Below are 25,454 nucleotides of genomic sequence, written 5' to 3' on the forward strand. Positions count from 1 at the left end.
GAAAAATTAAAGAACAAAGAATTAACCATTGTCCGGCAAAGGCTTGGCAATGACCTGGACGCTCACCCCACAAGCGGTTCGATTCCCATTCTCCGGGTATCGCGAAACTGAGGAGTACCGCGCTTCTCTTCGCCGTATCCGCCGGACACCGACAAACCGGTGCCCTGAGTGGAACTAGCGATTCGGAGGTGAAGACGTATGGACATCGGTCAGGGCCTGACGGACGCCTGGCAGACGATTGTGGGCTTTGTGCCCATGCTGCTGGGCTTCCTGGTGATCCTGGTACTGGGCTGGATCATCGCCTGGTTCGTGGGCAAGGCCGTCGGCAAGGGCCTGCACAGCGTCGGACTGGACCGCGCGCTGCACCGCGGAGGTGTGGGCGAGTACTTCGAGCGCAGCCGCTGGACCGCCAGTGAGCTGTGCGGGAAGATCATCTACTACGTCGGGCTGCTGTTCGTGCTGACGATGGCGTTCAACGTCTTCGGACCGAACCCGGTGAGCACACTGCTCAGCGACGTCATCGCATGGATTCCGAACGGCCTCGTGGCCCTCGTGATCGTCGTGGTCACGGCCATGATCGCCAAGGCAGTCCGGGACCTGGTCACCGGCGCCCTGGGCGGGCTCTCCTACGGACGCCTCCTGGCCAACGTGGCGGCCGTGGCCATCCTGGCCCTCGGTGTCATCGCCGCGCTGAACCAGATGGGCGTGGCCGTCTCCGTCACCCTGCCGGTGCTGATCGCGGCGCTGGCCACGGTGGGCGGCATCCTGATCGTCGGCGTCGGCGGCGGCATGATCAAGCCGATGCAGTCCCGCTGGGCGCGCTGGCTGGAGGTCGCCGAACGCGAGACCGGACAGCTCACCGGCGAGGGCAGCTACCAGGCCGGGCGTGAGGCGGCGATGAACCGTCCGAGCGCCGAGGCCGGGAAGAGCACCGAGTCGAAGAGGGAGGCCACCAGCATGCCGGGGCAGCGCGGCACGGGTGGCGAGCCCACCGTGTGACCGCACGGACCCGGGTCACCCGCGGGGGCGGTCCGGGCAGCGAAGGAGGGCGGGGCCGTGCGGCCTCGCCCTCGTCCTGTGCCGCCGTCGCGGCCCCGGCTCACAGGAACTCGGAGTCGCGCAACTCCAGTCGGGCGAGGTGTTCGATACGCCGAAAGGCCAGGACGCCGGTGGCGATCAACGGCAGGAACGCCAACCAGAAGACAACGCTCCCGGGTCCGGTGAACACCATCGACGCGAGTGCGACGACGAAGATCAGTGCGAAAAGCGCGAAGTCGACGCGATCCTGCTGGATCAGGACGCCGACCGGTGGGCGCGCCGCCCCATGCCGACCGCTCCTCATTCGCATTCCTTTCTCGCGGCTCTTCGGGCCGCTCCGCCAGTCACGGCGCCCGAGATCCACCTGGACCCTGAAACACCGTGAATCCCACGTTGCATTCCGCAGGACCCTGGTCACACCGGGGTGAACCGGCCCCGGGTCGGCCACTGTGGGTTCACCGGTACGTTTCAGCGTACGCCCCGGCAACGGCTTTTCGCCGGAGAACCCGTGGGGCGGTGACCGCGATACATCTCGCGTCGTAGGTCACACCCGGCTGCGGATGCCACCAACCTAGCGGACGAAACCGCGCTCCCTCGCCAGTCGGCAGATCGCGAGAATGCGGAGGGTCTCCCAGTCGTAGTCGGCGCCCTCGGAGTCCCAGCCGCGTTCGAGGCAGCCGTCGAGGAAACCGTGGAGGTAGGTTCCGAGGGTGTTCGCGGTGAGTTCGGCACCGCCGGAGACGATGCCCTCGCACACCTGTGCGGCGTGCTGATCCAGCTCAGCGCTCATCCAGGGTTCTACCGGCCCGTCCAGGGGGCCGATCTTGTGGAAGTCACGGGTGAGTCCGGCCAGCGGATGGCGCACGGAGGTCCCACGGGGCATGGAAGTACCTACTCGTGTGGTCAGGAGACGGGAAACTCCATCGACTCTATGCGCGCCGGACCAATGGATCGTAACGAATGTGTTGGAAATTACCCGCCCTTGACCAAGTCACGCCAAGTCCTGGTCAAACATCGCAAAAGCACCAGAGCCGGTGGCGCATCGGCGATTCGGCGCCCTAATCGGCCAATCCCATGGCGTTCAGTCGCTCGGCGTGACCCTCGGTGAGGGAGGCGAACATCCGGCTGACCGCGGCGAGGTCGTCCAGACCCGAATCACCAGGATCCCCCCCGCGCGGCCCCCTGCCCGCCAGAAGCGAGGCGAGCTCCGGCCGGTCCACGGCCACCGCCTGCGCCTGGCTCAGCGCCTCGCCGACCAGGCGGCGGGCCCACAGGGACAGGCGGCCGGCCAGCTTCGGGTTCTCCGCCAGCGCGGAACGCACCTGGGCGGCGAGGAACTCCGCCCGCTCGGTCTCGGCGAGCACGTCCTCGACGAGCGCCAGGGTGTCCGCGTCGGCCAGTTCGGCGACCTTGCGGTAGAAGTCACCCGCGATGCCGTCGCCGACGTAGGTCTTGACCAGGCTCTCCAGCCAGCTCTGCGGCTCGGTGCGCTCGTGCCACAGGTCCAGCGGGCCGACGAAGGGCTCCATGGCCTCCTCCGGGTCCACCCCGAGCTCCACCAAGCGCTCGCGCAGCGCCTGGTAGTGGTTCTGCTCGGTGGCGGCCAGACCGGCGAGCTGGCCCCTGGTCCGCAGCGAGGGCGCCAGTCCGGCGTCGTCCGCGAGCCGGAAGAAGGAACCGAGCTCGGCGTAGGCGAGCAGTCCGAGCAGATCGATCACGCCGGGGTCGGCGGAGGGGCCTTTGGTCATGCCCGCCAGGGTATCGCCCGGCCCCCCGGCCCCCCAATCGGGGACTAAACGCTGATCGGAAACGGTTGCACCACCTGGGAGCGGGTACGGTCACAGCCGTCCACAGCCCGGCGAACTGGTATGTGCACCGGGCGAACCAGCAGCTAGACTCAGCGTGATGACCGGCGTGCACGATCACGGCGCCGCGTCCCGCACCCCCGCGACGCGGGCCCTCCCGCGAGTACGTTTCGGCGCCGCGGACGCGGGCGCCCGGTGACGTGTCAGCCGGACACCACAACGTGTCCTCACGAGCAGTGCGGCGTGAGGGAGCAACGGCCCACGCGCCCAGCTACGCACCGCACACGACAACCAGCGGATGGAACCGAGAGACAGCGGCCAGGGTCACCCCCCGGGCCGCGCGGGTCCAGTCGGCAGCGCCACCACGGATCCCTCGCCGAAGCGGGAACCCGGTGAGCCGCGCCCTCCGCGGCGGCCAGAAGCCGCCCGCGACCGCACCCCGCCGCGGCCACGAACAACGCTGTGGCCCGCCTAGATGGAGGCCTGAGCCCTGAGTAGTACAGAAACGACCACGAAACCCAGCACCACCTTCCGAGACCTGGGCGTCAGCCCCGAGCTCGCCGACGCCCTGGAGGCGGAGGGGATCATCGAACCCTTCCCGATCCAGGAACTGGCCCTGCCGATCGCGCTGCACGGAAGCGACATCATCGGACAGGCGCGCACCGGAACCGGCAAGACCCTCGCCTTCGGTCTGCCCCTGCTCCAGCGGGCGCAGGAGAAGCCGGGTTCGGCCAAGCGGCCGCGCGCCCTGGTCGTGGTTCCCACCCGTGAGCTGGCCATCCAGGTGGCCGCCGACCTGACCACCGCGAGCAAGCGCAGCAGCGGCCGCATCCTGACCGTCTACGGCGGCCGCTCCTACGAGCCGCAGATCAACGGCCTCAAGGAGGGCGTCGACGTCGTCGTCGGCACCCCCGGCCGCCTGCTGGACCTGGAGAACCAGAAGCACCTGCGACTGGACGAGGTCTCGGCGGTGGTCCTGGACGAGGCTGACAAGATGCTCGACCTGGGCTTCCTCCCCGACATCGAACGCATCCTCACCAAGATCCCCACCGAGCGCCAGGTGATGCTCTTCTCGGCGACCATGCCGAGTGAGATCGTCACCCTCTCGCGCAACTACCTGCGCCAGCCCACCCACGTGCGGGCCGGTGACGACAACGAGATCGACGGCTCGACCATCCCCAGCCGGATCGCCCAGCACGCGTTCCGCACCCACCAGATGGACAAGCCGGAGATGCTCGCCCGCCTCCTGCAGTCCCAGGACCACGGCCAGAGCATGGTGTTCTGCCAGACCAAACGGGCCTGCGACCGGGTCGCCGGCGACCTCAAGACCCGTGGCTTCGCCGCCGCGGCCGTCCACGGCGACCTGGGCCAGAGCCAGCGCGAGCGCGCCCTGCGTGCCTTCCGCAACGGCAAGATCAACATCCTGGTCGCCACCGACGTGGCCGCCCGCGGCCTGGACGTCGACGACGTGACCCACGTGGTCAACTACGAGACGCCCGACGACGAGAAGACCTACACGCACCGGATCGGCCGGACCGGCCGTGCGGGGCGCACCGGTACCGCGGTCACCTTCGTGGACTGGCAGGAGATGCCGCGCTGGAAGCTGATCAACGGCGCGCTCGGCCTGGACTTCCACGAGCCCGAGGAGACCTACTCCACCTCGCCGGGCTTCTTCGAGGCGCTCAACATCCCCGAGGGGACCAAGGGCAAACTGGCCGTGGACAAGCGCGGCGAGCACGCCGGCCTGGAGGCCGAGGAGGTCGAGGACATCGGCGACACCGGCCAGCCCCGCGGCGGCGACCGCGGCGGCCGACGGGGCCGCGGTGACCGCAAGGAGGGCCGTGAGCAGGGCGGTCGGCGCGGCGGCTCCGGCGGAGGCGGCCGCAACCGCTCCCGCAAGCGGACCCGGGGCGGCGACAACGCCACCGGGGCCGAGGGCTCGGCTGGCCGGACCGCGGTGAAGTCCGAGAGCCCCGCGAACGGCTCCGAGAAGTCCTCCGACGGGGAGGGCGCCCGCAAGGTCCGCCGCCGTCGCCGCACCCGCGGCGGTGTGCGCCGGGACCCCGAGAACACCTGATCACCGTCGGGTACTCCCGGGCCGGTCCGCCGATCGTCTAGGGTTGCCCGACGTGAGTACACCTGAGTTCCTCGATCTGCCGCCGGGTGTGCGGCACACGGACCTGCGACTTTCGTACGGTCCGGTGGCCGCACTCCGGGCTCTGCCCACGTCCGGCGGCACAGAGTTGGCCCCTGCTGTCCTGGTGCACGGTTTCACCGGCAGCAAGGAGGATTTCATCGCCCTCCTCCAGAGCCTGGCCCAGGCCGGGCGGGAGGTGGTAGCGGTCGACCTGCCCGGGTCCCACCGGTCTCCGGGCCTGGAGACCCTCACCCCGCCTCCGGGGGTCGAACTCCCCGACTACCGGCTCTCCTCGCTGGGACGCGTGGTCACCGAGGTCATGGACCAGGTCGGCGACGGAGGCCCCGTCCACCTGGTGGGGCACTCCTTCGGCGGTCTGGTCTCCCGTGAGGCGGCGCTGACCGAACTCTCCCCGCTGGCCTCCCTCACCCTGATGTGCTCCGGCCCCGGGCCGTTGAGCGGCCAGGGGGCGGCCCGGACCCGCAACCTCATCGCCGCGCTCTCGATGGCCCCCACCGCCGAACGCCTCCGCGAACTGTGGGACGAACGCTTCGAGCTCGAGGCCCGTTCCCGGGCGGTCGGCCCGGAGATGCTCGCGTTCCTGCGCGAGCGGTTCGTCAACAGCAGTGCGCTGGCCCTCGTCCGCATGGCCGAGGACCTGCTGGGCGCCCCGGACCGGGTCGACGAGCTGGCCGAGGTGGACGTGCCCAAGCTGGTGCTCTACGGCGAGAACGACGACGCCTGGCCGCTGGCCGAGCAGGACGGGATGGCCGAGCGGCTGGGTGCTCGGCGCCTGGTGGTCCCCGGCGCGGGCCACTCCCCCAACGTCGAGGCCCCGGAGACCACGTCCAGCGCGCTGACGTCCTTCTGGAACGAGACGGAGTCCGTCGGCCGCCGCTGACCCGCAACACCGTGGAACGGCCGTGCCGCCGCCCCGGGAGGGGACGGCGGCACGGCGGTTCGTCCTGGCCGCCCGGGGGCCTCGGGGGTCAGACCCAGGAGTCGAAGTTGCGGCTCTCGGCCTCGACGGTGGTGGAGGGGCCGCGGTCCGGGAGGATCCGGGTGTCCGGCGGCAGCGACAGCAGGTTCTCGCCGATGGAGGCGAGCTGCGTCGTGTAGTCGATGTAGGTGTTGCCGACCATGCCGGGCTCGCCCTTGCGCAGGGTGTCACCGCTGAACACGGCGCCGAGCTGGCTCACGTAGAAACCGACGGTGCCGCTGGCGGTGCCGGGCAGGGCCAGGACGTCGATGTGCAGGTCGCCGATGTCCAGGGCGCCCTCGCCCTCCACGTCGATCTCGGGGCGGTGCTCCGCGCCGTGGATGCGGCGCCAGGCACGCATCTCACGGGGGTGCAGGGCGATGTCCGCCTCGGTCTCCTCCGCGATGGCCAGCGCGGCCCCGATGTGCGGGCTGTAGGCGTTGGTGCAGGCCACGAGGTAGACCTCGCGGTCCCCGACGGCCTTCATGATCGCCTCGGCGTCGTGGGCGGGGTCGATGACCACGACCCCCTCCTTGTCCGCCTCGATGATCCAGGTGTTGCTGATGACGTCGAACTTCTCGCCGTCGAACTCGAAGGTTCCGGCGGTGCGCACACGGGTGATGCCGTCGGTGTCGGGGCCGGTCACACCGACCTCCTCGACCTCCTCGACCTCTTCGTCCTCGGTGCCGTCCTCGGACCCGGCGGCGGTCTCCGAGTCGTCGTCCGCCTCCGCGTCGTCGGCCCCGTCGCTCTCCCCGGTGTCCTCGGCGCTGTCGTCCCCGGCCGCGGTGTCCTTGACCGACCCGCCCTTGTCGTCCTCGGACCCTGCGCCCTTGTCCTCGGGCTCGGCCCCTGTCGCGGCCGCCTCGTCCTCGGTCTCCTCAGTGGTGTCCTCCGCGACCTCCGCAGCGGAATCGGTGGCCTCCTGGCCGTCCTGCTTCTTCGACTTCCGCTTCCAGAACACGGCGTCAGACCTTTCGTCCGGTATGGGTAGTAAAACGCTGCGACTATTGTCGCGTCCCCGCGCAGTGGTCCGTACCGTACCGAACCCCGGGGGGCGGCTGCTTCTCAGCCCTTGATCAGGGGTACCCCGGTGGCCGGGGCGATGAGCTCGTCGAACGCCTCCGGGGAGGTCGTCCGGCAGCCCATCCGGTGGCCGGTGAGGGCCCCGTGGTCGTCGCTGGATCCGGTGACCACCACCCCGAGGTCGGCGGCGACCCCGCGCCAGAACTTCGTCTGCGGCCGGTTGTGCGAGGGGTGGTCGGCCTCGATACCGCCCAACCCGGCCTCGGCCATGCGTTCGGCCAGCTCCACCGGGACCGCCCCGTTGGTGGCCCCCTCCGCGCGGGCGGGGTGCGCCAGTGCGCACACCCCGCCGGCCTGGCGGACCAGCTCCACCGCACGGACCGGGTCGATCGCGTACCGCGAGGCGTACGCGGGCCCGCCGGAGCCGATCCACCGGTCGAAGGCGTCCTGCACGTTCCTGGCGGCCCCCGCCTCCACCACGGCGCGCGCCAGGTGCGGCCTGCCGATGGTGTTGGCGTCGGCGTACTCGTCCTGTCCGGCCCCGGCGATCTCCAGGACCCGCTCCCAGGTCACCTCCACGCCGTGCGCCTGAAGCTTGTACACCATCTCCTCCGCGCGGGAGGCCCGGTCGGAGCGAACCCGGCGCAGCTCGGCGTCGAGCCCCGGGGAGTCCGGGTCGAACAGGTAGGAGACCAGGTGGACGCTGGACCCCTCGTAGGCGCAGGACAGCTCCATCCCCGGGACCAGGGTGAAGTCGGGGGGCAGGTGTCTGGCGGCCTCCTCGATCCCGCCGACCGTGTCGTGGTCGGTCAGGGCGAGTACGTCGAGTCCGGCGGCGACCGCGTACGCGATGACCTCGGCTGGGGCGTCGGTCCCGTCGGAGACCGAACTGTGGGAGTGCAGGTCGATACGTGTCACCGGGCGATTGTACGTAAGTCGCGACGGTCGCGCTCGGGCCAGGTCGCCCGAGCGGTCGGATCACTCCGGTTCCTCCCGTGGCGCCAGGACCCGGCCCAGGAAGGGGCTGGGCGCCCCGTACGGCAGTTCCAGGGCCACGCCGCCGTCCCGCATGTCACGCAGGTCCCGCAACGACTTGACCTCGCACATCAGCATGCCGGTGTCGGCGGAGGCGAAGACCAGCCACAGCCAGTCGGCGAGCGCCTCCCCGGCGTAGACGGCCCGGTCCCGGCCCACGTCCAGGTTCCACAGGGCCATCTCGTGGCCGTCGAACCGCACCTTGGCGTCGGGCGGTCCGGAGTCGAAGCCGTTGCCGGGATCGGGGCCCTCCAGCCCCGCGAGGCGGGCTCCGAGGCCGATACCGGGGTCCTCCGCGACGATGACGGCCTCGCCGACGCCGCCGAGCGGGTTCGGCCCGGACAGGGCCACGGCCACGGCCAGCGAACCGCTGCGTTCGTCCCCGGCCTCGGCGAACCCGGTGACCACCCACCCCGCCGGCAGCGGCCAGGGGATCCACACCGGGACCCGGGCCTGCGGCAGGAGGGTTTCAAGCGCGGCGGTACCCGGGGCGCGTATCCCCTGGAGGGGCGCCACCGGTCCGTGGGCGTCGCACTGCCAGGCGCTGGTCCACAACCCCGGGGGTTGTACGGTGCGCCCACAACGTGGACACGAGGGCTCGGGTCTCATGTTCTACGGGTCTACCCGAGTGAAGACCAGCGAAAACGCGGAGCGGGCGGGGTGCCGTTCGCACTCCGCCCGCTCCGGAACCGGGAGGGCGCTCGGCCCTCCGGAGCGTCCTACTGCTGCTGACGCTTCTTGTTCGCGGTGATCCGGCCGCGCTCCTTCTGGTCCAGGATGACCTTGCGGATACGGACGTTCTCGGGGGTCACCTCGACGCACTCGTCCTCGCGGCAGAACTCCAGGGCCTGCTCGAGGGAGAGCTTGCGCGGCGGCACCAGGCGGACGAGCTCGTCGCCGGTGGCCGAACGCATGTTGGTGAGCTTCTTCTCCTTGGTGATGTTGACGTCCATGTCGTCGGAGCGGGAGTTCTCCCCGACGATCATGCCCTCGTACACCTCGGTGGTGGGCTCGACGAACAGCGTGCCGCGCTCCTGGAGGTTGAACATCGCGAACGCCACGGCCACACCGGCGCGGTCGGCGACCAGGGAGCCGTTCGGGCGGGTGCGCAGGTCACCGAACCACGGCTCGAACTTCTCGAAGACGTGGTGGGCGATACCGGTGCCGCGGGTCTCGGTGAGGAACTCGGTACGGAAGCCGATGAGGCCGCGGGAGGGGACCAGCCAGTCCATGCGCACCCAGCCGGTGCCGTGGTTGACCATGTTCTCCATCCGGCCCTTGCGGACGCTGAGCAGCTGGGTGATGGCGCCCAGGTAGTCCTCGGGGGCGTCCACGGTGAGCCGCTCGACCGGCTCGTGCACCTTGCCGTCGATGGTGCGGGAGACCACCTGCGGCTTGCCGACGGTCAGCTCGTAGCCCTCGCGGCGCATCTGCTCGACCAGGATGGCCAGCGCCAGCTCACCGCGGCCCTGCACCTCCCAGGTGTCCGGGCGCTCGGTGGGCAGGACCCGCAGGGAGACGTTGCCGATGAGCTCCTTCTCCAGGCGGTCCTTGACCAGACGCGCGGTGACCTTGGCGCCCTTGACCTTGCCGACCAGCGGCGAGGTGTTGGTGCCGATGGTCATGGAGATGGCGGGCTCGTCCACCGTGATGAGCGGCAGCGGAACCGGGTTCTCCAGGTCGGCGAGGGTCTCGCCGATCATGATGTCCTCGATACCGGCGATGGCCGCGATGTCACCGGGGCCGGCCATCTCGGCGGGCTTGCGCTCCAGACCGTCGGTCATCAGGAGCTCGGTGATCTTCACCTGCTGGACGGTGCCGTCGGTGCGGATCCACGCGACCTGCTGGCCCTTGCGGAGCTCGCCCTCCTGGACCCGGACCAGGGCCAGACGGCCGAGGAAGGGGGAGGCGTCCAGGTTGGTGACGTGGGCCTGCAGCGGCGCGCCGGGGGTGTACTTGGGGGTCGGGATGGTGTCCAGGATCGTGCTGAACAGGGGGACGAGGTTGTCGTTCTCGGGCACCTCGCCGTTGCCGGGGCGCTCCAGGGAGGCCTTGCCGTCGCGGGCGCAGGTGTAGACGATCGGGAACTCGATCTGCGACTCGTCGGCGTCCAGGTCCATGAACAGCTCGTAGGTGTCGTCCACGACCTCGGCGATACGGCTGTCGGGCCGGTCGACCTTGTTGATGACGAGGATGACGGGGAGCTTGGCCGCCAGCGCCTTGCGGAGCACGAAGCGGGTCTGCGGGAGCGGTCCCTCGCTGGCGTCGACGAGCAGGACGACACCGTCGACCATCGACAGCCCTCGCTCGACCTCACCGCCGAAGTCGGCGTGGCCGGGTGTGTCGATGATGTTGATGACCACGTCATCGCCCTCGGGCGTGGTGTAGTGCACCGCCGTGTTCTTCGCGAGAATGGTGATGCCCTTCTCGCGCTCCAGGTCGTTGGAGTCCATCACACGGTCGTCGACGTCCTGGTTCTCCCGGAAGACACCGGACTGCCAGAGCATGGCGTCAACGAGGGTCGTCTTGCCGTGGTCGACGTGAGCCACGATGGCGACGTTGCGCAGGTCACTGCGGCGGGCGGAGCCCTCGACGGGCGTAGCGCTGGACATGCTTAAGTCTCGATCTCCTGTACTGGGTAGAGACCGCAGAGTGCCACGGCCCGTTGCCAGTTTATGCGGTCATAGTGGTCTGGTTGGGAAACGTACAGGTCACCCCGGTTAGTTTGGTCACCCCGGAGTCCGCCCCGGCGGGGCGTCGCACGCATCCCGAAAGCCGCCTCAGGCGGGGCTCTCCTGTGCTCGGAGCAGCGGGGTGAGCGCCCCCAGGAAGGGGACGTCGGCGGGCATCCAGTCGAGTCCGTACAGGCCGCCGGAGGCGACCCAGCGGACCGCCAGGTGTTCCAGGGCCTGCGGTTCCCCGACCCGGAGGTCGGCCCGCAGCAGCCGCAGGACGGCCGGACGGGAGTACCGTTCGGCCAGTTCGGGCAGGGAGACGTCGTCCCCGACCTGTTCGAGGGGTCGGACGGTCACGCCCAGTTCCTCCCGGCACTCCCGGACGAGCGCCTCGGCGGGACTCTCCCCGGGTTCGGTCTTGCCGCCGGGGAACTCCCACCGTCCGCGTACGGCCCGGGGTTCGGCGCGCTGGGCGGCGAGGACGTGTCCGTCCCGGATGATGGCCGCGCCCACCACGATCAGTGTCTGTCGCACGAGACACCAGCCTAGGGGCTGCGGTGCAAGCGTGGGCCGGCGGTTCCGGGTTCCACGGGCCGGAGGGGCCTGTCCCGGCGCGCGGATTCCTCGGGGTACCGCTTCCCCGGGGTGGTGGGCCCCGGGTGCCGATCCGGCCGGGTCGGCACCCGGGACGGGCCGCCGCTCCCCCCCCGGGGGGGAGTGGAAAGAGCGGCGGCTTCCGGGGTGGCTCGGATATCCCCCTCGGGAAGATTCTCGCCAGGAAGATCAGGTGACTGGTCGAGAGCCTATGCACAGGGGAGGTCCTGCAGGGCGGAATCAGCGAAGGTTCCCGCACTTTCCGCGTCCCGAAACGGGCCTCGCGTGCGGTTTCGGACCATCAGCCGAACGGTTGGCCCTCCTCCGCGGGGGCTCGGCACAGCCGGTGGGCGAGGGCGGTGTGCCTGCGCCCCGAGGAGGCGTTGCGGACCGCCTGGGCCAGCGCCCGGCGGGAGCCGACCAGGACCACCAGCTTCTTGGCCCTGGTGATGGCGGTGTAGAGCAGGTTGCGCTGCAGCATCATCCAGGCGGACGTGGTGACGGGGACGACCACGGCCGGGTACTCGCTGCCCTGGGAGCGGTGCACGGTGATGGCGTAGGCGTGGGTGAGCTCGTCGAGTTCGGCGAAGTCGTAGCTGATCTCCTCGTCCTCGTCGGTGCGCACCGACACCTCCTGGGCGACCGGATCGATACCGGTGACCACCCCGAGGGTGCCGTTGAAGACCCCGTTCTCCCCCTTCTCGTAGTTGTTGCGGATCTGGGTGACCTTGTCCCCGACCCGGAAGACCCGGCCGCCGAACCGGCGCTCCGGCACCCGTTCCCCGGGCGGGGTCACCGCCGCCTGGAGTTCCGAGTTGAGGTTGGCGGCCCCGGCCGGTCCGCCCTTCATCGGGGTGAGGACCTGGACGTCGCGGCGCGGGTCGAGGCCGAATCGGCGGGGGATGCGCCGGGCGACCACGTCGACGGTCATCGCCGCGGCGTCCTCGGTCTCGTCGCAGGGGAAGAGGAAGAAGTCGGACATCCCCTGGAAACGGGGCGGCTCCCCCTGGTTGACACGGTGCGCGTTGGTGACCACGCCGGACTGCTGGGCCTGGCGGAACACGTGGGTCAGGCGCACGTTGGGGACGGGGGACCCCTCGTCCAGCAGGTCGCGCAGGACCTGCCCGGCGCCCACGGACGGCAGCTGGTCGACGTCGCCGACGAACAGCAGGTGCGCCCCGGGCGGAACCGCCTTGACCAGCTTGTTGGCCAGGATCAGGTCGAGCATGGACGCCTCGTCGACCACCAGAAGGTCGCAGTCGAGCGGGTTGTCCCGGTCGTGTGAGGCCTCGCCGCCGGGCCGCAGGGCGAGGAGCCGGTGCACGGTGGAGGCCTCGAAGCCGGTGAGCTCGGTGAGGCGTTTGGCCGCGCGCCCGGTCGGGGCGGCCAGGATGATCTTCGCGTCCTTGACCCTGGCCATGGCGACGATGGAGGCGACCGTGAAGGACTTGCCGCAGCCGGGACCCCCGGTGAGCACGCACACCTTCCGGGAGAGGGCCTCACGGACCGCGAGCCGCTGGGCCTCGGCGAGCGAGGAGCCGGTACGCCGGTCGAGCCATTCCAGGGCCGCGGGCCAGTCGACGTCGGCGAAGGCGGGCATGCGTTCCTCGGGCGTGTGGAGCAGGGAGCGCAGCCCGGAGGCCAGTCCCATCTCGGCCCGGTGGAAGGGCAGCAGGTAGACGGCGCGGACCGGTTCCCCCTCGGGTCCCGGAACGGTCTCACGGACGACGCCCTCGGCGGCGACGAGTTCGGCCACGCACTCGATGACCAGGCCCGCCTCCACCTGGAGGATCTTCACCGCGGCGGAGATGAGTCGTTCCTCGGGCAGGTAGCAGTGCCCGTCGTTGCTGGACTCGGAGAGGGTGAACTGGATCCCCGCCATGACCCGCTGGGGGCTGTCGTGGGGGATACCGACCGCCTGGGCGATGGTGTCGGCGGTCTTGAATCCGATCCCCCACACGTCCGAGGCCAGCCGGTAGGGCTCCTTCTGGACCACCTCGACGGAGGCGTCGCCGTACTTCTTGTAGATGCGCACCGCCAGGGAGGTGGTGACCTGGACGCCCTGGAGGAAGACCATGACCTCCTTGATGGCCTTCTGCTCCTCCCACGCGGCGGCGATGAGCGCGGTGCGCTTGGGGCCCAGCCCGGGGACCTCGATGAGGCGTTCGGGCTCCTCCTCGATGACGTCGAGGGCGTCGGTGCCGAAGTGCCCGACGATGCGCTCGGCCATCTTCGGCCCGATCCCCTTGATCAGCCCGGAGCCGAGGTAGCGGCGGATGCCCTGGACCGTGGCGGGCAGCACGGTGGTGTAGTCGTCCACGTGGAACTGGCGGCCGTACTGGGGGTGCGAGCCCCAGCGGCCGCGCAGGCGCAGCGCCTCGCCCGGCTGGACCCCCAGCAGGGAGCCGACGACGGTGAGCAGGTCGTTGCCGCCGCGCCCGGTGTCCACCTTGGCGACGGTGTAGCCGGTCTCCTCGTTGGCGTAGGTGATCCGCTCCAGGACCCCCTGGACCACCGCCGACCGGGGAGCGGCGGAATCGGGTGCGGCTGGCACTGTGTACCTTCGTCCTCTCTCAGCTCCGGGCGCCGGTCTCGGGGGCGTCCTCCCCCAGGACCGCCAGCACCCGGTCCCGGTCCGCCCGGCGCAGGCTGCGGGCGACCAGGACGTAGGAGTGCCTGAGCATCTCCACGAGTTCGTCGTCGGGCACGGTGCCGTCCAGCAGCACCGAGTTCCAGTGTCGCTTGTTCATGTGCCAGCCGGGGGTGACGGCCGGGTACTGTCCGCGCAGCTCCAGAGCGAGTTCGGGGTCGCACTTGAGGTTCACCGTGGCGGGCTCCTCGTCGGATCCCCCGGTGAGCAGGGCGAACATCTTCTGTCGCACCACCTTGTACACGAGGGCGCCCGGGCCGAAGGGCTCGCTCTCCTCGGACTCGGGGAACCACAGGGCCGCGTCGATGAACTGTTCCGGTGTCACGTTCTTCTCTCCCTGTCGCTGTCCCCTCCGAGACTGCCAGAGGGCACCGACCTTCGGCAGCCCGTCCGCCCACCGGTGGACGCCCCCGCGCTCGGCCCCCTCAGGCCGACGCCGCCTCCAGCTCCCGGACCCGCTCCTCGGTACGGGCCAGATCGGCCAGAAGGTCGATCAGGCCCAGAACGTGCTCGTCCGGGTCGGTCAGCCCCTCGAGCTCCGACCGGCGGAGGCTGTACCCGGCCAGCTCCCGGGCCAGCTCCCACTCCTGCCCGGCCAGCGCCGCCGGGTCCGCGGAGCCGTCGACCACCCGCTGGACCCGCAGCAGGAGCCCGCGGGAGACCGGGTCGAGCGCGGCGGGGGCGAGACAGCGCTTCGCGTGCCTGCGCAGGACCTCGCCGGGGGCTCGGGCCTGCCTCGCGCGCCGGTAACGGTGGATCGCGCCCACGGCCGCCCACTCCGCCACGAGTATGAGCACGATCAGGGTGATGGCCAGGGGCAGGCCGAACACGTCCAGATGCCATTCGACGAGGAAAGCGCCCACGGGCGGCAGGAGGAGACCGACACCGACGGGGTACCTGACCCTGGCGGGCAGCGGTTCACCGCGCCGGAACGCCCGGGCTCCCGCCCGCAACTGTGCCTCCGCCTCCCGTACCCGGGCCAGTTCCTCCGGGGTCAGCTCGGGCGAGCAGGTGAGCCTGCCGCCCTCCGTTTCGCGGTCCGCGGAACCGGGGGCGGAGGCGGTGGCCAGCCGGTGGAGTTCCAGGCCGTGCCCGGTGAGTACGAAGTCGCCGTTCCCGTCGTGTGCGGCCGCCCCCTCCCGGATCAGCATCTCGCGGGCCGAGGGGTCGGCCTCGTACGGGGCCAGCCGCCCCTCGTCGCCGGGCAGGGGGAAGGCGCCGAGCACCGCCTGCAGTAGCCAGGGGGTCAGCTGAACGATGTGTCCGTCGGGGAACGTGAGCTTCATGGGGGTCCTCGTCGTCGATTTCGACAGGGACTTCCTACCACTCCGCCGTCCGACCCCGGAATCGAACGATCCGGGAGAGGCGGACACCGGAGCGGAAGAGGAGTGAACGGGGAGAATCCGGGGATAGGACTCGGCAGATCCCTCCCCCACAGCCGGTTGGAGTACCCATGAAGGCGCGCGGTGTACGCAGACTCGACCCGCTCGAACCGGGGGACCCCCGCGAGATCGGCGGGCACCGGGTGCGGGGGCGTGTGGGTTCGGGCGGCATGGGCACGGTCTACGCCGCCGACTCCCCCGGGGTGAACGGCTACCTCGCGGTGAAGGTCGTCCATCCGGAGCAGGCCCGCGACCAGCGGTTCCGGGAGAGGTTCGCGCACGAGGCCCGACTGCTGTCGAGGGTCAACAGCCCGGCGGTGGCGCGGTTCGTCCGCGCCGACGTGGGAGCCGAACCGCCGTGGATGATCACCGAGTACGTACCGGGCCCCACCCTGCGGCACCACGTGGAGAGGTTCGGGCGGCTGCGCGGCGGCATGCTCCTCGGGGTGGCCGTCGGGGTGGCCGAGGCCCTGCGCGCGATCCACTCGGCGGGGGTCGTGCACCGCGACCTCAAACCGAGCAACGTGGTGCTGTCCGGGCAGGGCCCCAAGCTGCTGGACTTCGGGATCGCGCACCCCGTCGAGGACCCCGACCCCACGAAGTGGATCCGGCTGCGCCGGATGCGGCGGGCCTACCGGGACCTCGGACTGCCCTCACCGGAGGCCCTGTCCGACGAGCGCCCCACCCGGCAGCGCGACAGCCTGGGCACCCCCGGGTGGATGAGCCCCGAGCAGTACCAGCGCCAGCCCACGACCCAGCGGTCCGACGTGTTCCTGTGGGGGGCGACGGTCGCCTTCGCCTCGGTGGCGCACGACCCGTTCGGCAGGGCGGCGCCGAAGGAGATGGCCCGCAGGGTCATGTTCGAGGAACCGGACCTGCAGCACCTGCCGCGCGGTCTGGAGAAGCTGGTGGTGGCGGCCATGAGCAAGGACCCCGAGGACCGGCCCGACTCCGGGGAGCTGCTCCGTGCCGCCCTGGCCCTGGAGGGGCCCGGGGGCGGGATGCGGGCGGCCTCCGGCACGGACGGCGGGGCGGCCGCCGGGACCGGTGCCGGTGCGGTGCGCGGCCTGCTGGACCGCCAGTGGACCAAGGTCGCGGTGCGGGCGCCCCTGCCGCCGCGGGAGGGCGGCCTGTTCGGCCGCTCGGGCGAAGGGGTTCAGAGCAGCCCGTAGTAGGCGCGGCTCTCCTTGGCCCACATGAAGCAGATCATGGTGACGGCGAAACCGAGCGGCACGATCGAGAGCACCTCTCCGGAGAGCAGGCTCCACAGCAGGATCAGCCCGGCCAGGCCCTGGAAGAGCACGACACCCCAGAAGACCCCCACCGTGCGGTTGCGCAGCCGGCTGGCGAGGAAGGTGGACAGAGCCCCGTACACGCCGGTCACCAGCGCCATGGAAACCATGAGGGAACGCATCAGGTCGGCGTCCACGGACCAGGCCACGCCCTGTTCCGCGGCGAGGGCGGCCTGTTCGTCCAGGGCCTCGTTCATCGCCTCGGTCGGTGCGGCCAGGCCCATCCCGAAGAGCAGGGCGAGCAGGATCCCGCAGACTCCGCCGATGAACATCAGGGTGCGGACCGTGGACACCCGCCCGGGCATCGGCGCGTCGGGGCGGAGCGCCTCCAGGTGGGGTTCGATGCCGGGCATCCCCCGCTGTGAGGGGATCCCGCCCTGTCCCGCGTCGGGGTCATACGGGTCCTGGCCAGAGGGAAACACGGACGTCCTCCGAGGGGAATCGAGCCGACGGTCCCCTCCATGTTAGGGCGTGCGGTCGCGGCGGCGCGGGCCCGGAGCACGATACGGCGGGAGTTCCACCCGAAAAGGACCACACCGCGCAACCGGAAACCACCCAGGGTGACACCGGGCGACACGCCGGAGGCGGGGAACCTCCGAGCGCACAGGAGATTCTGCGAATCGTAACCCTCTGGCCCGTGCCCCAACACCCGTCCCCCTCTAGGGTGAACGAGCTCCGCCCCCACCCTCCCCAGGGCGGCTTTCCCGCACGATCCCCCAAAGGAGTCACAGCAGACATGTCCAGACTCGTGCGCGCATCCGGCGCACTGCTCCTGACAGGCGCTCTGGTGGTGCCCTTCGCCCCGGCGGCCGGCGCGTCCGCGCCCATGGACACCCCCGGCGACGCGGCCTTCACCCTCACGGTCCTGCACGGGAACGACCCCGAGTCAGCCCTCCTGCACGCCTCCGGCGAACCGGGCTTCGGCGGGGCCGCGCGCTACACGACGCTGCTCCACCAGCTCCGGGACAGCGAGAACGCCGGCACCGGCGCGGGGGCCGACGAGGCCGAGGACCGCGGCGTGGTCACCGTCAACTCCGGCGACCTGTACCTTCCCGGCCCCGAGTTCGCCGCCTCCCAGGAGGAGGGCGCCCCCTTCTACGACGCGGTCGCCGCCTCCCACGCCGGGTACGACGCGGTCGCCATGGGCAACCACGAGTTCGACTTCGGCCCGGACCTGTACGCCGAGTTCATCGGTGAGCTCCCCGAGGACACCACGGTGGTCGCCGCGAACGTGGACGTGTCCGGCGAACCGGAACTGGCCGCGCACGAGGCCTCGGGCCGGATCGCCCCGAGCACCGTCGTACAGGTGCAGGACGAGCAGGTCGGCGTCGTCGGGGCGCTCTACCCGCAGCTGGCCTCCATCTCCAGTCCGCGCGACGTGGTGGTGAACGAGGTCGTCGGCCCGGTCCAGGCCGAGGTCGACCGGCTGACCGAGGACGGCGTCGACAAGATCATCCTCATCTCCCACCTGCAGAACATCACCTACGAGGAGCGGGTCGCCCAGGAGCTGTCCGGCGTCGACGCCGTGGTCTCCGGCGGCGGCCACGAGGTGATGGCGGACGAGGACGAGGCCCTGGTCCCGGGCGACGAGGTCACCGTCCACCCGGGCACCGGCGACCCCCTCTCCTATCCGCTGCTCACCGAGGACGCGCAGGGCACCGAGGTCCCGGTCGTGACCGCGGGCGCCGACTACAAGTACGTCGGCCGCCTGGTGATCAACTTCGACGCCGAGGGCGACCTGGTCTCCGTCAGCGACCGCTCCGGGCCGGTCGTGGTCGACGACTCCGTCGAGCCGCACCCCGAGGTCGACGCCCAGGTGACCAAGCCGGTCACCGACCACGTCGCCGAGCTCTCCGAGACCGAGGTGGCGCAGAGCGAGGTGGCCCTGGACGGGACCCGGGACCCGGGCGTGCGCACCCAGGAGACCAACCTGGGCAACCTGATGGCGGACTCGCTGCTGGACACCGGTGTGCGCAACGCCGAGGAGTACGGCGTCCCCGAGCCGCAGATCGGTATCCAGAACGGCGGCGGTATCCGCAATTCCTCGGTGATCCCGGCAGGGCCGGTGACCGCGCTCGACACGTACTCGATCGCCGCCTTCGCCAACCAGGTCGCGGTGGTACCGGAGATCCCCCGGACGCAGGTCAAGGAGCTCCTGGAGCACGGAGTCTCCGCGGCGCCCGCCGCCGACGGCCGGTTCATGCAGGTCGCCGGGGTGAACTTCGCCTACGACCCCGACAACGCCGCCCAGGAGGTCGACGGTGACGGGGAGGTGCTCACCCCCGGTGAGCGCGTGCGCAGCGCCGTCCTGCACGACGGCACGGTGATCGTCGAGGACGGCGAGGTCGTGGACGGCCCGGGCATCACGATCGCGACCATCGACTTCTCCGCCTCCGGCGGCGACATGTACCCCTTCCGCGGCGCCGACTTCACCGTGGTGGGTTCGACCTACCAGGGTGCCCTGGAGCGCCACCTCACCGAGACCCTCGACGGTGTCGTGACCGCGGCGGACTACCCCGAGGGCGGTTCCGGCCGCATCGTGGTCGGCGAGCAGGCCACCGAGCCCCCCGGTGACGGGGGCGGTTCGCCCACCGACCCGCCGGAGTCGCCGGAGCCGACGGACGGTCCCACCGACGGGCCCACCGACGGGGCGACCGACCCCGACGAGCACAAGCCCGGTCGCCCCGACGACGAGGACGGCGACAAGGGTTCGCTGCCGGTGACCGGTGGTGCCCTGACCGGTCTGGTCCTGGTTGCCGCGATCGCCGTGGCCGCCGGTGGCAGCGCCATCTACCTGAGCCGCAGGCGCAGGTCGGCTACGGACACCGGGGAGGGAGACGCCTGATCCGGCTGTCCGGTTACCGGTAGGTCCGGGCCGGGACGACGAACGCGGGCCCGTCCGAGCAGTCGCTCGGCCGGGCCCGCGCCGTGTCCGGGGGCGCCTCAGCAGCGGGGAAGGCCCTCGACCGGTTGCCAGGGCTCGTGGTCCCGGAAGGCAGTGGCGCTGACGAAGACGTCCCGGTTGCCGGTGTCGTCGTCGGTCAGCGCCCACCAGGTCGAGTAGCTCTCACCGTCGGTGTGGGGCTCACCCTCGACCTGGCAGAAGAAGTAGTGCCGTCCCGCCCACAGCCAGCCGCTCGTGGGGTAGCGGCTCCCCTGCGACCAGTAGGTCCGGGCGTCGCGCCAGGTGGAGTAGTAGTGGCGGTGGGAGAGGCTCTGGGACCCGGCGTTCGGGCTGGTGGGGGCCGTCCCTTCCGTGTCCCGCGCCGCGACCGCACCGGACTCGGCGGTGCCGGGTCCGGTGCCCTCCGCTGCGGCCGGTGCCGCGAAGGCGACCGGAAGCACCAGGGCCAGGGCGAGGGCGGTCAGCGGACCCGGACCGCGTCCGCCACGTGTTCCGGGCCCTCCCGTCCGTACCGTGCCCCGGCGGGACCGCGGTTCCGCTCGCTTCACCTTCGTACTGCTGCTGCGCGCCATCGCTGCTCCTCGCGTGCCCCGCCCGGACCGGCTCAGGTGTCCGAGATGAGTGGACAGGTCCGGTGAGGGTCCGGGTCCCGGGGCCCGCCAACCGTCACCAACACCCCATTATTACCCGTTGTGATCAATTGGGCACGCATCGACTCGGGGTGTGGCGGGAACGGGCGTCAGCACCCGGCGAACTCCTCGGTGTCGCCGGCCATGTCGTCCCGTTCGGACTGCTCCATACCGCCGCCCTCGAACCAGATGAACACGATGTGGCAGGCGTTCTGCGCGTCGACCATGTCGTTGTCGTCCTCCGCGATCTGGGCCGTCAGGCCCGTGATGACGATGGAGGCCACCAGGACGTCCTCGAAGGCGATGACCCGGACCAGATCGGTGTCCACGGCGCTCGTGCAGACGAAGGCGTCCTCCTCGTCCTCGCACAGTTCACCGGTGATGTCGGCGCCCGCCCGGAGTCCGTAGTCCCCGCCCAGCTCCGCGACCACGTCCTCGGCCGAGACCTTCTCCGGTGGTTCCTCCGCGGGAGGTTCGCTCGGCTCCCCGGTGGGCTCCGGAGGCGGGAGGGGGGTCCGGGTCGGGCTCGGGGACTCCTCCGGCGAGGGCGCGGCCGACGGGGAGGCGGAGGGTTCGGCGACCCCCTCGCCCCGGCCGGCCGCGATCCGGTCGGTGAGCGCCCCGGTGAGCGCGAGTCCGCCGCCGAGGAAGGACGCTCCGGCCAGCACCGCGATCACGGAGAGCACCGCGAGCAGCCCGGTCCCGTACCTGCCCGAGGACGGAGGGGCCGGGGGCCCGGCGGGCGGGTGGTTCTGCGGCGGTCCCGGCGGAGGGCCCTGCGGCGGGAATCCGAATTCTCCTCCGCCGGGCGGCGGGTTGGGGTTCACGTGCGGGCTCCTCCGTGTCCGGGAAACGTCTCTCGGGGCGCATGGGAACACCCTCTCGATCCAGCTTCCCAGTTTCACCAAGAAGGTGCAAAGAAAAGACCCATAGTGGCCAATTGTACTATTTGACCGATATGTGATTAGCGTATTTTCGGCCAACCCTGGGCCATCCGGCGCGCATAATAGGGAAATGCGCCACCCTGGACCTACGATCGGCTCCATGACCTGCGTTTTGCTGGCCGAAGACGATGTCTCGATCTCCGAGCCTCTCGCGCGCGCACTCCGACGCGAGGGTTACACGGTAGACGTGACCGTCAACGGCATTGAGACACTCGACCGCGCCCGTGCGGGAGACATCGACCTCATGGTCCTGGATCTCGGGCTACCCGAAATGGACGGCCTTGAGGTGGCACGTCGGCTCCGCGCCGAGGGTCACGGAACGCCGATCCTCATCCTGACCGCCCGCGCGGACGAGGTCGACACCGTCGTCGGCCTCGACGCGGGAGCCGACGACTACGTGACCAAACCCTTCAGACTCGCCGAACTCCTGGCCCGTGTCCGCGCACTCCTGCGCCGGGGCGGGGCCGAGGTCCCGGTGGTCCACGGGGTCCGGATCGACAACGACTCGCGCCGCGCCTGGCTGGGCGAACGCGAACTGCAACTGACCACCAAGGAGTTCGACCTGCTGCGCGTACTCGTACGCGATGCTGGCAAGGTGGTCACCAGGGAACAGATCATGCGGGAGGTGTGGGACACCAACTGGTGGGGATCGACCAAGACCCTGGACATGCACATCTCCTGGCTGCGCCGCAAACTCGGTGACGACGCCAACCAGCCGTCGTACATCACGACCGTCCGGGGTGTGGGTTTCCGGTTCGAACGAGACTGACCCGGCCTCGGGTTCGGCACACTTGCCGGTCGACCGCCCCGGGGTCGGACGGACGTGAGGTGACATGCGCAGGCGGATGGTTTTCTCCACCCTGGTGGTGACCGTCATAGCCGTCATGCTGCTCGGACTGCCCCTGGGTGCGCTCACCTACAAGCTGGTGCACGACGAGAGCAGCAGGCAGCTTGAGGGCGAGGCCGAGCTGATCGGTGCCGAGAGCGACAACATGCTCGGACTCCGCGGCGAACTGGACCCGATGCGGTTCAGCCAGGAGCACCCGGACCGGTTCATCCGCATCACACCCGCGGACGCGCCCACGGCAGTGACCGCGGGCGACCCGTCGTTGGACCCGGAGGCCGCGGACTCTCCGCACCTGCTCAAAGCCACCGTCACCACCAGTCGCGGGACACGGGTCGAGGTGTGGGCCAGCAACGAGGACGTGCAGGAGAGCGTGGTCCGGGCCTGGCTCGGGATCGCCTCCCTGTCCCTGCTGGCCATCGGGGTCGCCGTGGGCCTGTCCATGTTCCAGGCCCGCAGGCTCACCCTGCCCCTGGTCGACCTGGCCGCCACCGCCGAACGGCTCGGCTCCGGGGTGACCACACCGTGGGGCCATCGTTACGGCATCCCGGAGGCCGACCGCGTCGCCGAGGTGCTGGACCGCAGCGCCGAACGCATCGCCGGTCTCATCGCCACCGAACGCCACTTCGCCACCGACGCCTCACACCAACTGCGCACCCCGCTGACCGCTCTGACCATGCGGTTGGAGGAGATCCTCGCCGAGTCGAACAACCCCGAGGTGGTCCGGGAGGAGGGGGAAGCGGCCCTCGCCCAGACCGAACGGCTCGTGGAAACCGTCGAAAGCCTGCTCGGCCGCGCCCGCAAGAGCCAGAACCCCGAAGTCGAACCCGTGGAGCTCGACCCCGTCCTCAACCACCTGCAGGCCGAATGGTCGCCCGTCCTCCAACAGGAGCAACGCAGGCTCCTGGTCACCGGGGACCCCGGGCTGACCGCCATGACCGTCCCCACCGACCTCGCCCAGATCCTGGCGACCCTGGTGGAGAACGCCTACAAACACGGCGCGGGGACGGTGACCCTCCGCCGCCTCGACACCGGCCAGTCCGTCCGCGTGGAGGTCAGCGACGAGGGCGAGGGGGTCCCCGAGCACCTGTCCGGAAGGATCTTCGAACGCGAGGTGAGCGGGGGCGGCGGCACCGGCCTGGGTCTGGCCCTCGCCCGTCACATCGCCGAGTCCGAAGGCGCCCGCGTCGAACTGGTGCAGACCAGGCCGACCACCTTCGCGCTCTTCCTGCCCGCCGGAGCCGGCGGGCTGTCGAAGATGACCGGCCCCGTCTGAAGTAGGGGTGGGACCGGGCCCGGTCAGTTCCCCGTGCCCGCGTGGGCGGCTGAGTCCAGCGGCTTCGGAACCTCACCGCGGACCACCAGATCGCTCCACAGGGAGCGCACCCTCTCCAGGGCGTACACCGAGTTCACCTCCGCGCGGGCGCGCTCGCTCTCCTCGCCGAACCGGCCCTCGGAGACCGTCGCGTGGATGGCCTCGGCCATCGCCACCGGGTCGTCGTGGATCCAGTGCGGATCGTAGATGGTGTCGGCTCCCGGCCAGGGCAGCAGCGCGGGGACGCCACCGGAGGCCGCGCACTCGGCGGGCGCCAGGTGGAAGGACTCGTCGTCGCTGGTGGAGAGCACGAACCCGACTCTGCGCAACCAGGTCGCCACGTCCGGGCCGAAGGGGTCGAAGACCACCCCCGACGCGAGCGTACTGTCACGCTGGATCCGGCGGTAGACGCGCTCGAAGTAGGTGCGCTCCTCCGGCCGGTTCCAGATCCACCAGTACTCCCACGGCTGTTTGGTCTTGACCGAGAGCGTGTAGCGGGGATCCATGCGGCGCAGCTCCGCGAGCACGTCCAGCCCCCGGTCCAGGCGCTTGCGTGAGGGCGCGATCCCGATCATGCCGAGCGAGTACTCGGCCCCGGCGAGTTTGGGCCGGTCGAGCTGGCGGTCGTCCACCCAGTTGGGCAGGACGACGACCTTGTCGGCGGGCCAGCCGGTGAGCTCGCGGGTGAGGTCGGCGTAGTGCGGGCTCACGCACACCACCGCGTCCACCTTCCCGACGTCCAGGCGGCGCGGCCACTCCGCGTACAGCTCGAAGCGGTGCAGACGGACGATCAACCGCTGGTCGGGGCGCTTCCACTTGGCGTAGAACAGGGCGTTGGGCCCGCACCACTCACAGATGACGACGTCGGCCCAGGCGGCGAGCTCCCGTGACCGGTACTGGTCGTGGGTGCTCAGCCCCTCCCACTCGTCGATGCGCACGTCGAGCCCCGGCAGCGAGTCCAGGTACTCCGCGAGGCGGGTGAAGAACTTCAGGTCGTGACCGGCGATGACGACCTTGAGCGGCAGTTCGGGGTCGGCCCCCCGCGGAGCGGACGGGAGGGCCTCGGCCAGGTAGCCGCGCAACCGCCCGGCGGCCCGTTCCAGGGTGTGCTCGGCCGCCGCCGCCCGGCAGCGCTCGGCGGCCTCCGCGTACACGGCGCGGTCGTGGTAGGCGCGGGCGACCACCGCGGCCACCGAGGAGGCGTCCTCACCGGCGAAGAGCGGGTAGTCCCTGCCGAGCAGGGTCTCGTGCATCGGGGTGCGGTTGAGCACCACCGGCAGGCCCAGTGCCCCCAGCTCCAGGACCTTGGTGGACAGTTCGAGGCTGGCGTCCATGGACGGGTCCCGCCACGAGATCCCGAAGTCGCAGGTGGCGGATTCGCGGAGCGCCTCGGCCCGCGCCATGCCGCCGCGCCAGTCCACGTGCGGTGTGCTCTCCAGCGCCCTGCGCATGCGTTTGGCCCAGTCGGCGGGCTCCGCGTGGATCTTGTCGCCGATCATCACCAGTTCGGAGTCCACCCCCAGGCGGGCGAGCTCCTCGGGGAGCCCGGTCATCTCCAGGGTGTTCCAGGCGGGTGCGAACTTGCCCGTGTAGGCCAGCCGGGTGCGGGCGTGCGCCTCTCCGTCCGCGGCCACCCCCGGGGGGACCACAGCGACCGGCGGGAAGAGCACCGAACGACTGCAGGCGGCGGGCACCGTCGACTCCAGGAACGCCCGCAGCTCCTCGGTCTGGCAGAGGACGAAACGGGAGGCGAGCGCGATCTCGGTGAGCTCCGCGGTGGCCGTCGCGGTGAGTTCGCCGACGCTGTGCGGGAAGTCCGTGAGGTAGGTCCACAGGCGGCCCGTCAGGGCCTCCTCCTGGGCGGCCAGCCCGGCGAGGCGACGGCCCCGCACGACCACCAGGTCGAAGGGTTTGCGGGCGTGCAGCCCGCCCATCAGCTCCACGGCCTGCTCGGGTGTGAGGCCGCGCGGTCCGAGGTCGGGGAGCATCCGGTCCTCGTAGGGGCGCACCACCCGGACCCCCGGGGTCTGCGTGAGCGGCGCCGTGAGCCGGTCGGTCCGCACCTGCGCCTTCAACAGCAGGGTGACCTCGCATCCGGCTGCGGCCAGGGCCTGCGCCATCGACTGGGCCCAGATGGCCGAGCCGTCGATGATGTTGAGGTCCACGTCCCCGTACAAGAGTGCGCGCGGAGGAGGTGTGCTCAC

At 70.9% G+C, this 25,454-nt stretch carries 22 protein-coding genes; 7 read left to right on the forward strand and 15 right to left on the reverse strand.

Annotated elements, in window-relative coordinates; genetic code table 11:
• The first annotated feature begins 198 nt into the window (after window positions 1-198).
• A complete protein-coding gene (locus IE195_RS06315; RefSeq protein WP_191268424.1) occupies window positions 199-999 on the forward strand; it encodes a mechanosensitive ion channel family protein in 801 nt (266 codons plus the stop codon).
• Window positions 1,000-1,099: 100 nt separating this feature from the next.
• Here IE195_RS06315 and IE195_RS06320 read toward each other — a convergent pair whose 3' ends face one another.
• The 3 genes from IE195_RS06320 to IE195_RS06330 form a co-directional block, all read right to left on the reverse strand.
• Window positions 1,100-1,342 carry a hypothetical protein gene (locus IE195_RS06320; RefSeq protein ID WP_191268425.1) on the reverse strand — a complete coding sequence of 81 codons (243 nt, stop codon included), beginning with the start codon at window positions 1,340-1,342 and terminating at the stop codon, window positions 1,100-1,102.
• 267 nt (window positions 1,343-1,609) lie between these two features.
• The gene (locus IE195_RS06325) at window positions 1,610-1,921 is read right to left on the reverse strand and encodes a DUF6401 family natural product biosynthesis protein (protein ID WP_191268426.1); all 312 of its coding nucleotides are present in this window, start codon (window positions 1,919-1,921) and stop codon (window positions 1,610-1,612) included.
• A 175-nt stretch (window positions 1,922-2,096) separates the two neighbouring features.
• Window positions 2,097-2,786: a ferritin-like fold-containing protein gene (locus IE195_RS06330; RefSeq protein WP_191268427.1), complete on the reverse strand. Its 690-nt coding sequence runs from the start codon at window positions 2,784-2,786 to the stop codon at window positions 2,097-2,099.
• 625 nt (window positions 2,787-3,411) lie between these two features.
• On the opposite strand from IE195_RS06330, the gene IE195_RS06335 reads away from it, so the two are divergent.
• Both IE195_RS06335 and IE195_RS06340 read left to right on the forward strand, forming a co-directional pair.
• Window positions 3,412-4,920 carry a DEAD/DEAH box helicase gene (locus IE195_RS06335; protein ID WP_225942771.1) on the forward strand — a complete coding sequence of 503 codons (1,509 nt, stop codon included), beginning with the start codon at window positions 3,412-3,414 and terminating at the stop codon, window positions 4,918-4,920.
• Window positions 4,921-4,972: 52 nt separating this feature from the next.
• Window positions 4,973-5,881, forward strand: a complete 909-nt coding sequence (locus IE195_RS06340; protein ID WP_191268428.1) for an alpha/beta fold hydrolase — start codon at window positions 4,973-4,975, stop codon at window positions 5,879-5,881.
• Window positions 5,882-5,969: 88 nt separating this feature from the next.
• Here the strand turns inward: IE195_RS06340 and IE195_RS06345 are convergent, their stop codons facing one another.
• The 8 genes from IE195_RS06345 to IE195_RS06380 all read right to left on the reverse strand — a co-directional run bounded on the left by IE195_RS06345 (window position 5,970) and on the right by IE195_RS06380 (window position 15,225).
• Window positions 5,970-6,923 (reverse strand): MBL fold metallo-hydrolase, encoded by a 954-nt coding sequence (locus IE195_RS06345; protein WP_191268429.1) that lies wholly within the window; start codon window positions 6,921-6,923, stop codon window positions 5,970-5,972.
• Window positions 6,924-7,027: 104 nt separating this feature from the next.
• Window positions 7,028-7,903, reverse strand: coding sequence for a PHP domain-containing protein (locus tag IE195_RS06350; RefSeq protein WP_191268430.1), 876 nt, complete (start codon window positions 7,901-7,903; stop codon window positions 7,028-7,030).
• A 60-nt stretch (window positions 7,904-7,963) separates the two neighbouring features.
• On the reverse strand, window positions 7,964-8,629 hold the full coding sequence (locus tag IE195_RS06355) for a DUF6758 family protein (protein WP_191268431.1): 666 nt from the start codon (window positions 8,627-8,629) through the stop codon (window positions 7,964-7,966).
• Window positions 8,630-8,739: 110 nt separating this feature from the next.
• A complete protein-coding gene (typA, locus tag IE195_RS06360; RefSeq protein WP_191268432.1) occupies window positions 8,740-10,632 on the reverse strand; it encodes a translational GTPase TypA in 1,893 nt (630 codons plus the stop codon).
• A gap of 168 nt (window positions 10,633-10,800) precedes the next feature.
• Window positions 10,801-11,229, reverse strand: a complete 429-nt coding sequence (locus tag IE195_RS06365) for a (deoxy)nucleoside triphosphate pyrophosphohydrolase (protein ID WP_191268433.1) — start codon at window positions 11,227-11,229, stop codon at window positions 10,801-10,803.
• A gap of 361 nt (window positions 11,230-11,590) precedes the next feature.
• Window positions 11,591-13,843 carry an SF1B family DNA helicase RecD2 gene (gene recD2 / locus IE195_RS06370; protein ID WP_373295635.1) on the reverse strand — a complete coding sequence of 751 codons (2,253 nt, stop codon included), beginning with the start codon at window positions 13,841-13,843 and terminating at the stop codon, window positions 11,591-11,593.
• A gap of 19 nt (window positions 13,844-13,862) precedes the next feature.
• Window positions 13,863-14,264, reverse strand: coding sequence for an MmcQ/YjbR family DNA-binding protein (locus IE195_RS06375; protein ID WP_191268434.1), 402 nt, complete (start codon window positions 14,262-14,264; stop codon window positions 13,863-13,865).
• A gap of 100 nt (window positions 14,265-14,364) precedes the next feature.
• On the reverse strand, window positions 14,365-15,225 hold the full coding sequence (locus tag IE195_RS06380; protein ID WP_191268435.1) for a hypothetical protein: 861 nt from the start codon (window positions 15,223-15,225) through the stop codon (window positions 14,365-14,367).
• Window positions 15,226-15,392: 167 nt separating this feature from the next.
• Between IE195_RS06380 and IE195_RS06385 the strand changes: the two genes are divergently transcribed.
• Window positions 15,393-16,493: a serine/threonine-protein kinase gene (locus IE195_RS06385; RefSeq protein ID WP_191268436.1), complete on the forward strand. Its 1,101-nt coding sequence runs from the start codon at window positions 15,393-15,395 to the stop codon at window positions 16,491-16,493.
• Here the strand turns inward: IE195_RS06385 and IE195_RS06390 are convergent.
• Entirely contained in the window at window positions 16,478-16,966 is a 489-nt protein-coding gene (locus tag IE195_RS06390; protein WP_225942324.1) for a hypothetical protein, read from the reverse strand. The genes IE195_RS06385 and IE195_RS06390 overlap by 16 nt on opposite strands.
• Window positions 16,967-17,349: 383 nt before the next feature.
• Between IE195_RS06390 and IE195_RS06395 the strand changes: the two genes are divergently transcribed.
• A complete protein-coding gene (locus IE195_RS06395; protein ID WP_191268438.1) occupies window positions 17,350-19,458 on the forward strand; it encodes a bifunctional metallophosphatase/5'-nucleotidase in 2,109 nt (702 codons plus the stop codon).
• 98 nt (window positions 19,459-19,556) lie between these two features.
• On the opposite strand, the gene IE195_RS06400 is transcribed toward IE195_RS06395, so the two are convergent.
• The gene (locus IE195_RS06400; RefSeq protein ID WP_225942323.1) at window positions 19,557-20,090 is read right to left on the reverse strand and encodes a hypothetical protein; all 534 of its coding nucleotides are present in this window, start codon (window positions 20,088-20,090) and stop codon (window positions 19,557-19,559) included.
• A gap of 167 nt (window positions 20,091-20,257) precedes the next feature.
• Window positions 20,258-20,974 (reverse strand): hypothetical protein, encoded by a 717-nt coding sequence (locus IE195_RS06405; RefSeq protein WP_191268439.1) that lies wholly within the window; start codon window positions 20,972-20,974, stop codon window positions 20,258-20,260.
• Between the two features lie 217 nt (window positions 20,975-21,191).
• On the opposite strand from IE195_RS06405, the gene IE195_RS06410 reads away from it, so the two are divergent.
• Together IE195_RS06410 and IE195_RS06415 are read left to right on the forward strand one after the other, a co-directional pair.
• Window positions 21,192-21,860 carry a response regulator transcription factor gene (locus tag IE195_RS06410; protein ID WP_017570862.1) on the forward strand — a complete coding sequence of 223 codons (669 nt, stop codon included), beginning with the start codon at window positions 21,192-21,194 and terminating at the stop codon, window positions 21,858-21,860.
• 64 nt (window positions 21,861-21,924) lie between these two features.
• Window positions 21,925-23,211 (forward strand): sensor histidine kinase, encoded by a 1,287-nt coding sequence (locus IE195_RS06415; protein ID WP_191268440.1) that lies wholly within the window; start codon window positions 21,925-21,927, stop codon window positions 23,209-23,211.
• Window positions 23,212-23,234: 23 nt separating this feature from the next.
• Here IE195_RS06415 and IE195_RS06420 read toward each other — a convergent pair whose 3' ends face one another.
• Window positions 23,235-25,427, reverse strand: coding sequence for a glycosyltransferase (locus IE195_RS06420; RefSeq protein WP_191269034.1), 2,193 nt, complete (start codon window positions 25,425-25,427; stop codon window positions 23,235-23,237).
• Window positions 25,428-25,454: the final 27 nt, after the last annotated feature.

It is taken from the genome of Nocardiopsis terrae, from assembly GCF_014651695.1.
GTDB lineage: Bacteria > Actinomycetota > Actinomycetes > Streptosporangiales > Streptosporangiaceae > Nocardiopsis > Nocardiopsis terrae.

Coding starts and splice junctions, on each gene's coding strand:
- IE195_RS06380 (WP_191268435.1), bottom strand. CDS start 15,225: ATGAAGCTCACGTTCCCCGACGGACACATCGTTCAGCTGACCCCCTGG.
- IE195_RS06385 (WP_191268436.1), top strand. CDS start 15,393: ATGAAGGCGCGCGGTGTACGCAGACTCGACCCGCTCGAACCGGGGGAC.
- IE195_RS06330 (WP_191268427.1), bottom strand. CDS start 2,786: ATGACCAAAGGCCCCTCCGCCGACCCCGGCGTGATCGATCTGCTCGGA.
- IE195_RS06395 (WP_191268438.1), top strand. CDS start 17,350: ATGTCCAGACTCGTGCGCGCATCCGGCGCACTGCTCCTGACAGGCGCT.
- typA (WP_191268432.1), bottom strand. CDS start 10,632: ATGTCCAGCGCTACGCCCGTCGAGGGCTCCGCCCGCCGCAGTGACCTG.
- IE195_RS06415 (WP_191268440.1), top strand. CDS start 21,925: ATGCGCAGGCGGATGGTTTTCTCCACCCTGGTGGTGACCGTCATAGCC.
- IE195_RS06400 (WP_225942323.1), bottom strand. CDS start 20,090: ATGGCGCGCAGCAGCAGTACGAAGGTGAAGCGAGCGGAACCGCGGTCC.
- IE195_RS06320 (WP_191268425.1), bottom strand. CDS start 1,342: ATGAGGAGCGGTCGGCATGGGGCGGCGCGCCCACCGGTCGGCGTCCTG.
- IE195_RS06355 (WP_191268431.1), bottom strand. CDS start 8,629: ATGAGACCCGAGCCCTCGTGTCCACGTTGTGGGCGCACCGTACAACCC.
- IE195_RS06315 (WP_191268424.1), top strand. CDS start 199: ATGGACATCGGTCAGGGCCTGACGGACGCCTGGCAGACGATTGTGGGC.
- IE195_RS06410 (WP_017570862.1), top strand. CDS start 21,192: ATGACCTGCGTTTTGCTGGCCGAAGACGATGTCTCGATCTCCGAGCCT.
- IE195_RS06390 (WP_225942324.1), bottom strand. CDS start 16,966: ATGCCCGGCATCGAACCCCACCTGGAGGCGCTCCGCCCCGACGCGCCG.
- IE195_RS06325 (WP_191268426.1), bottom strand. CDS start 1,921: ATGCCCCGTGGGACCTCCGTGCGCCATCCGCTGGCCGGACTCACCCGT.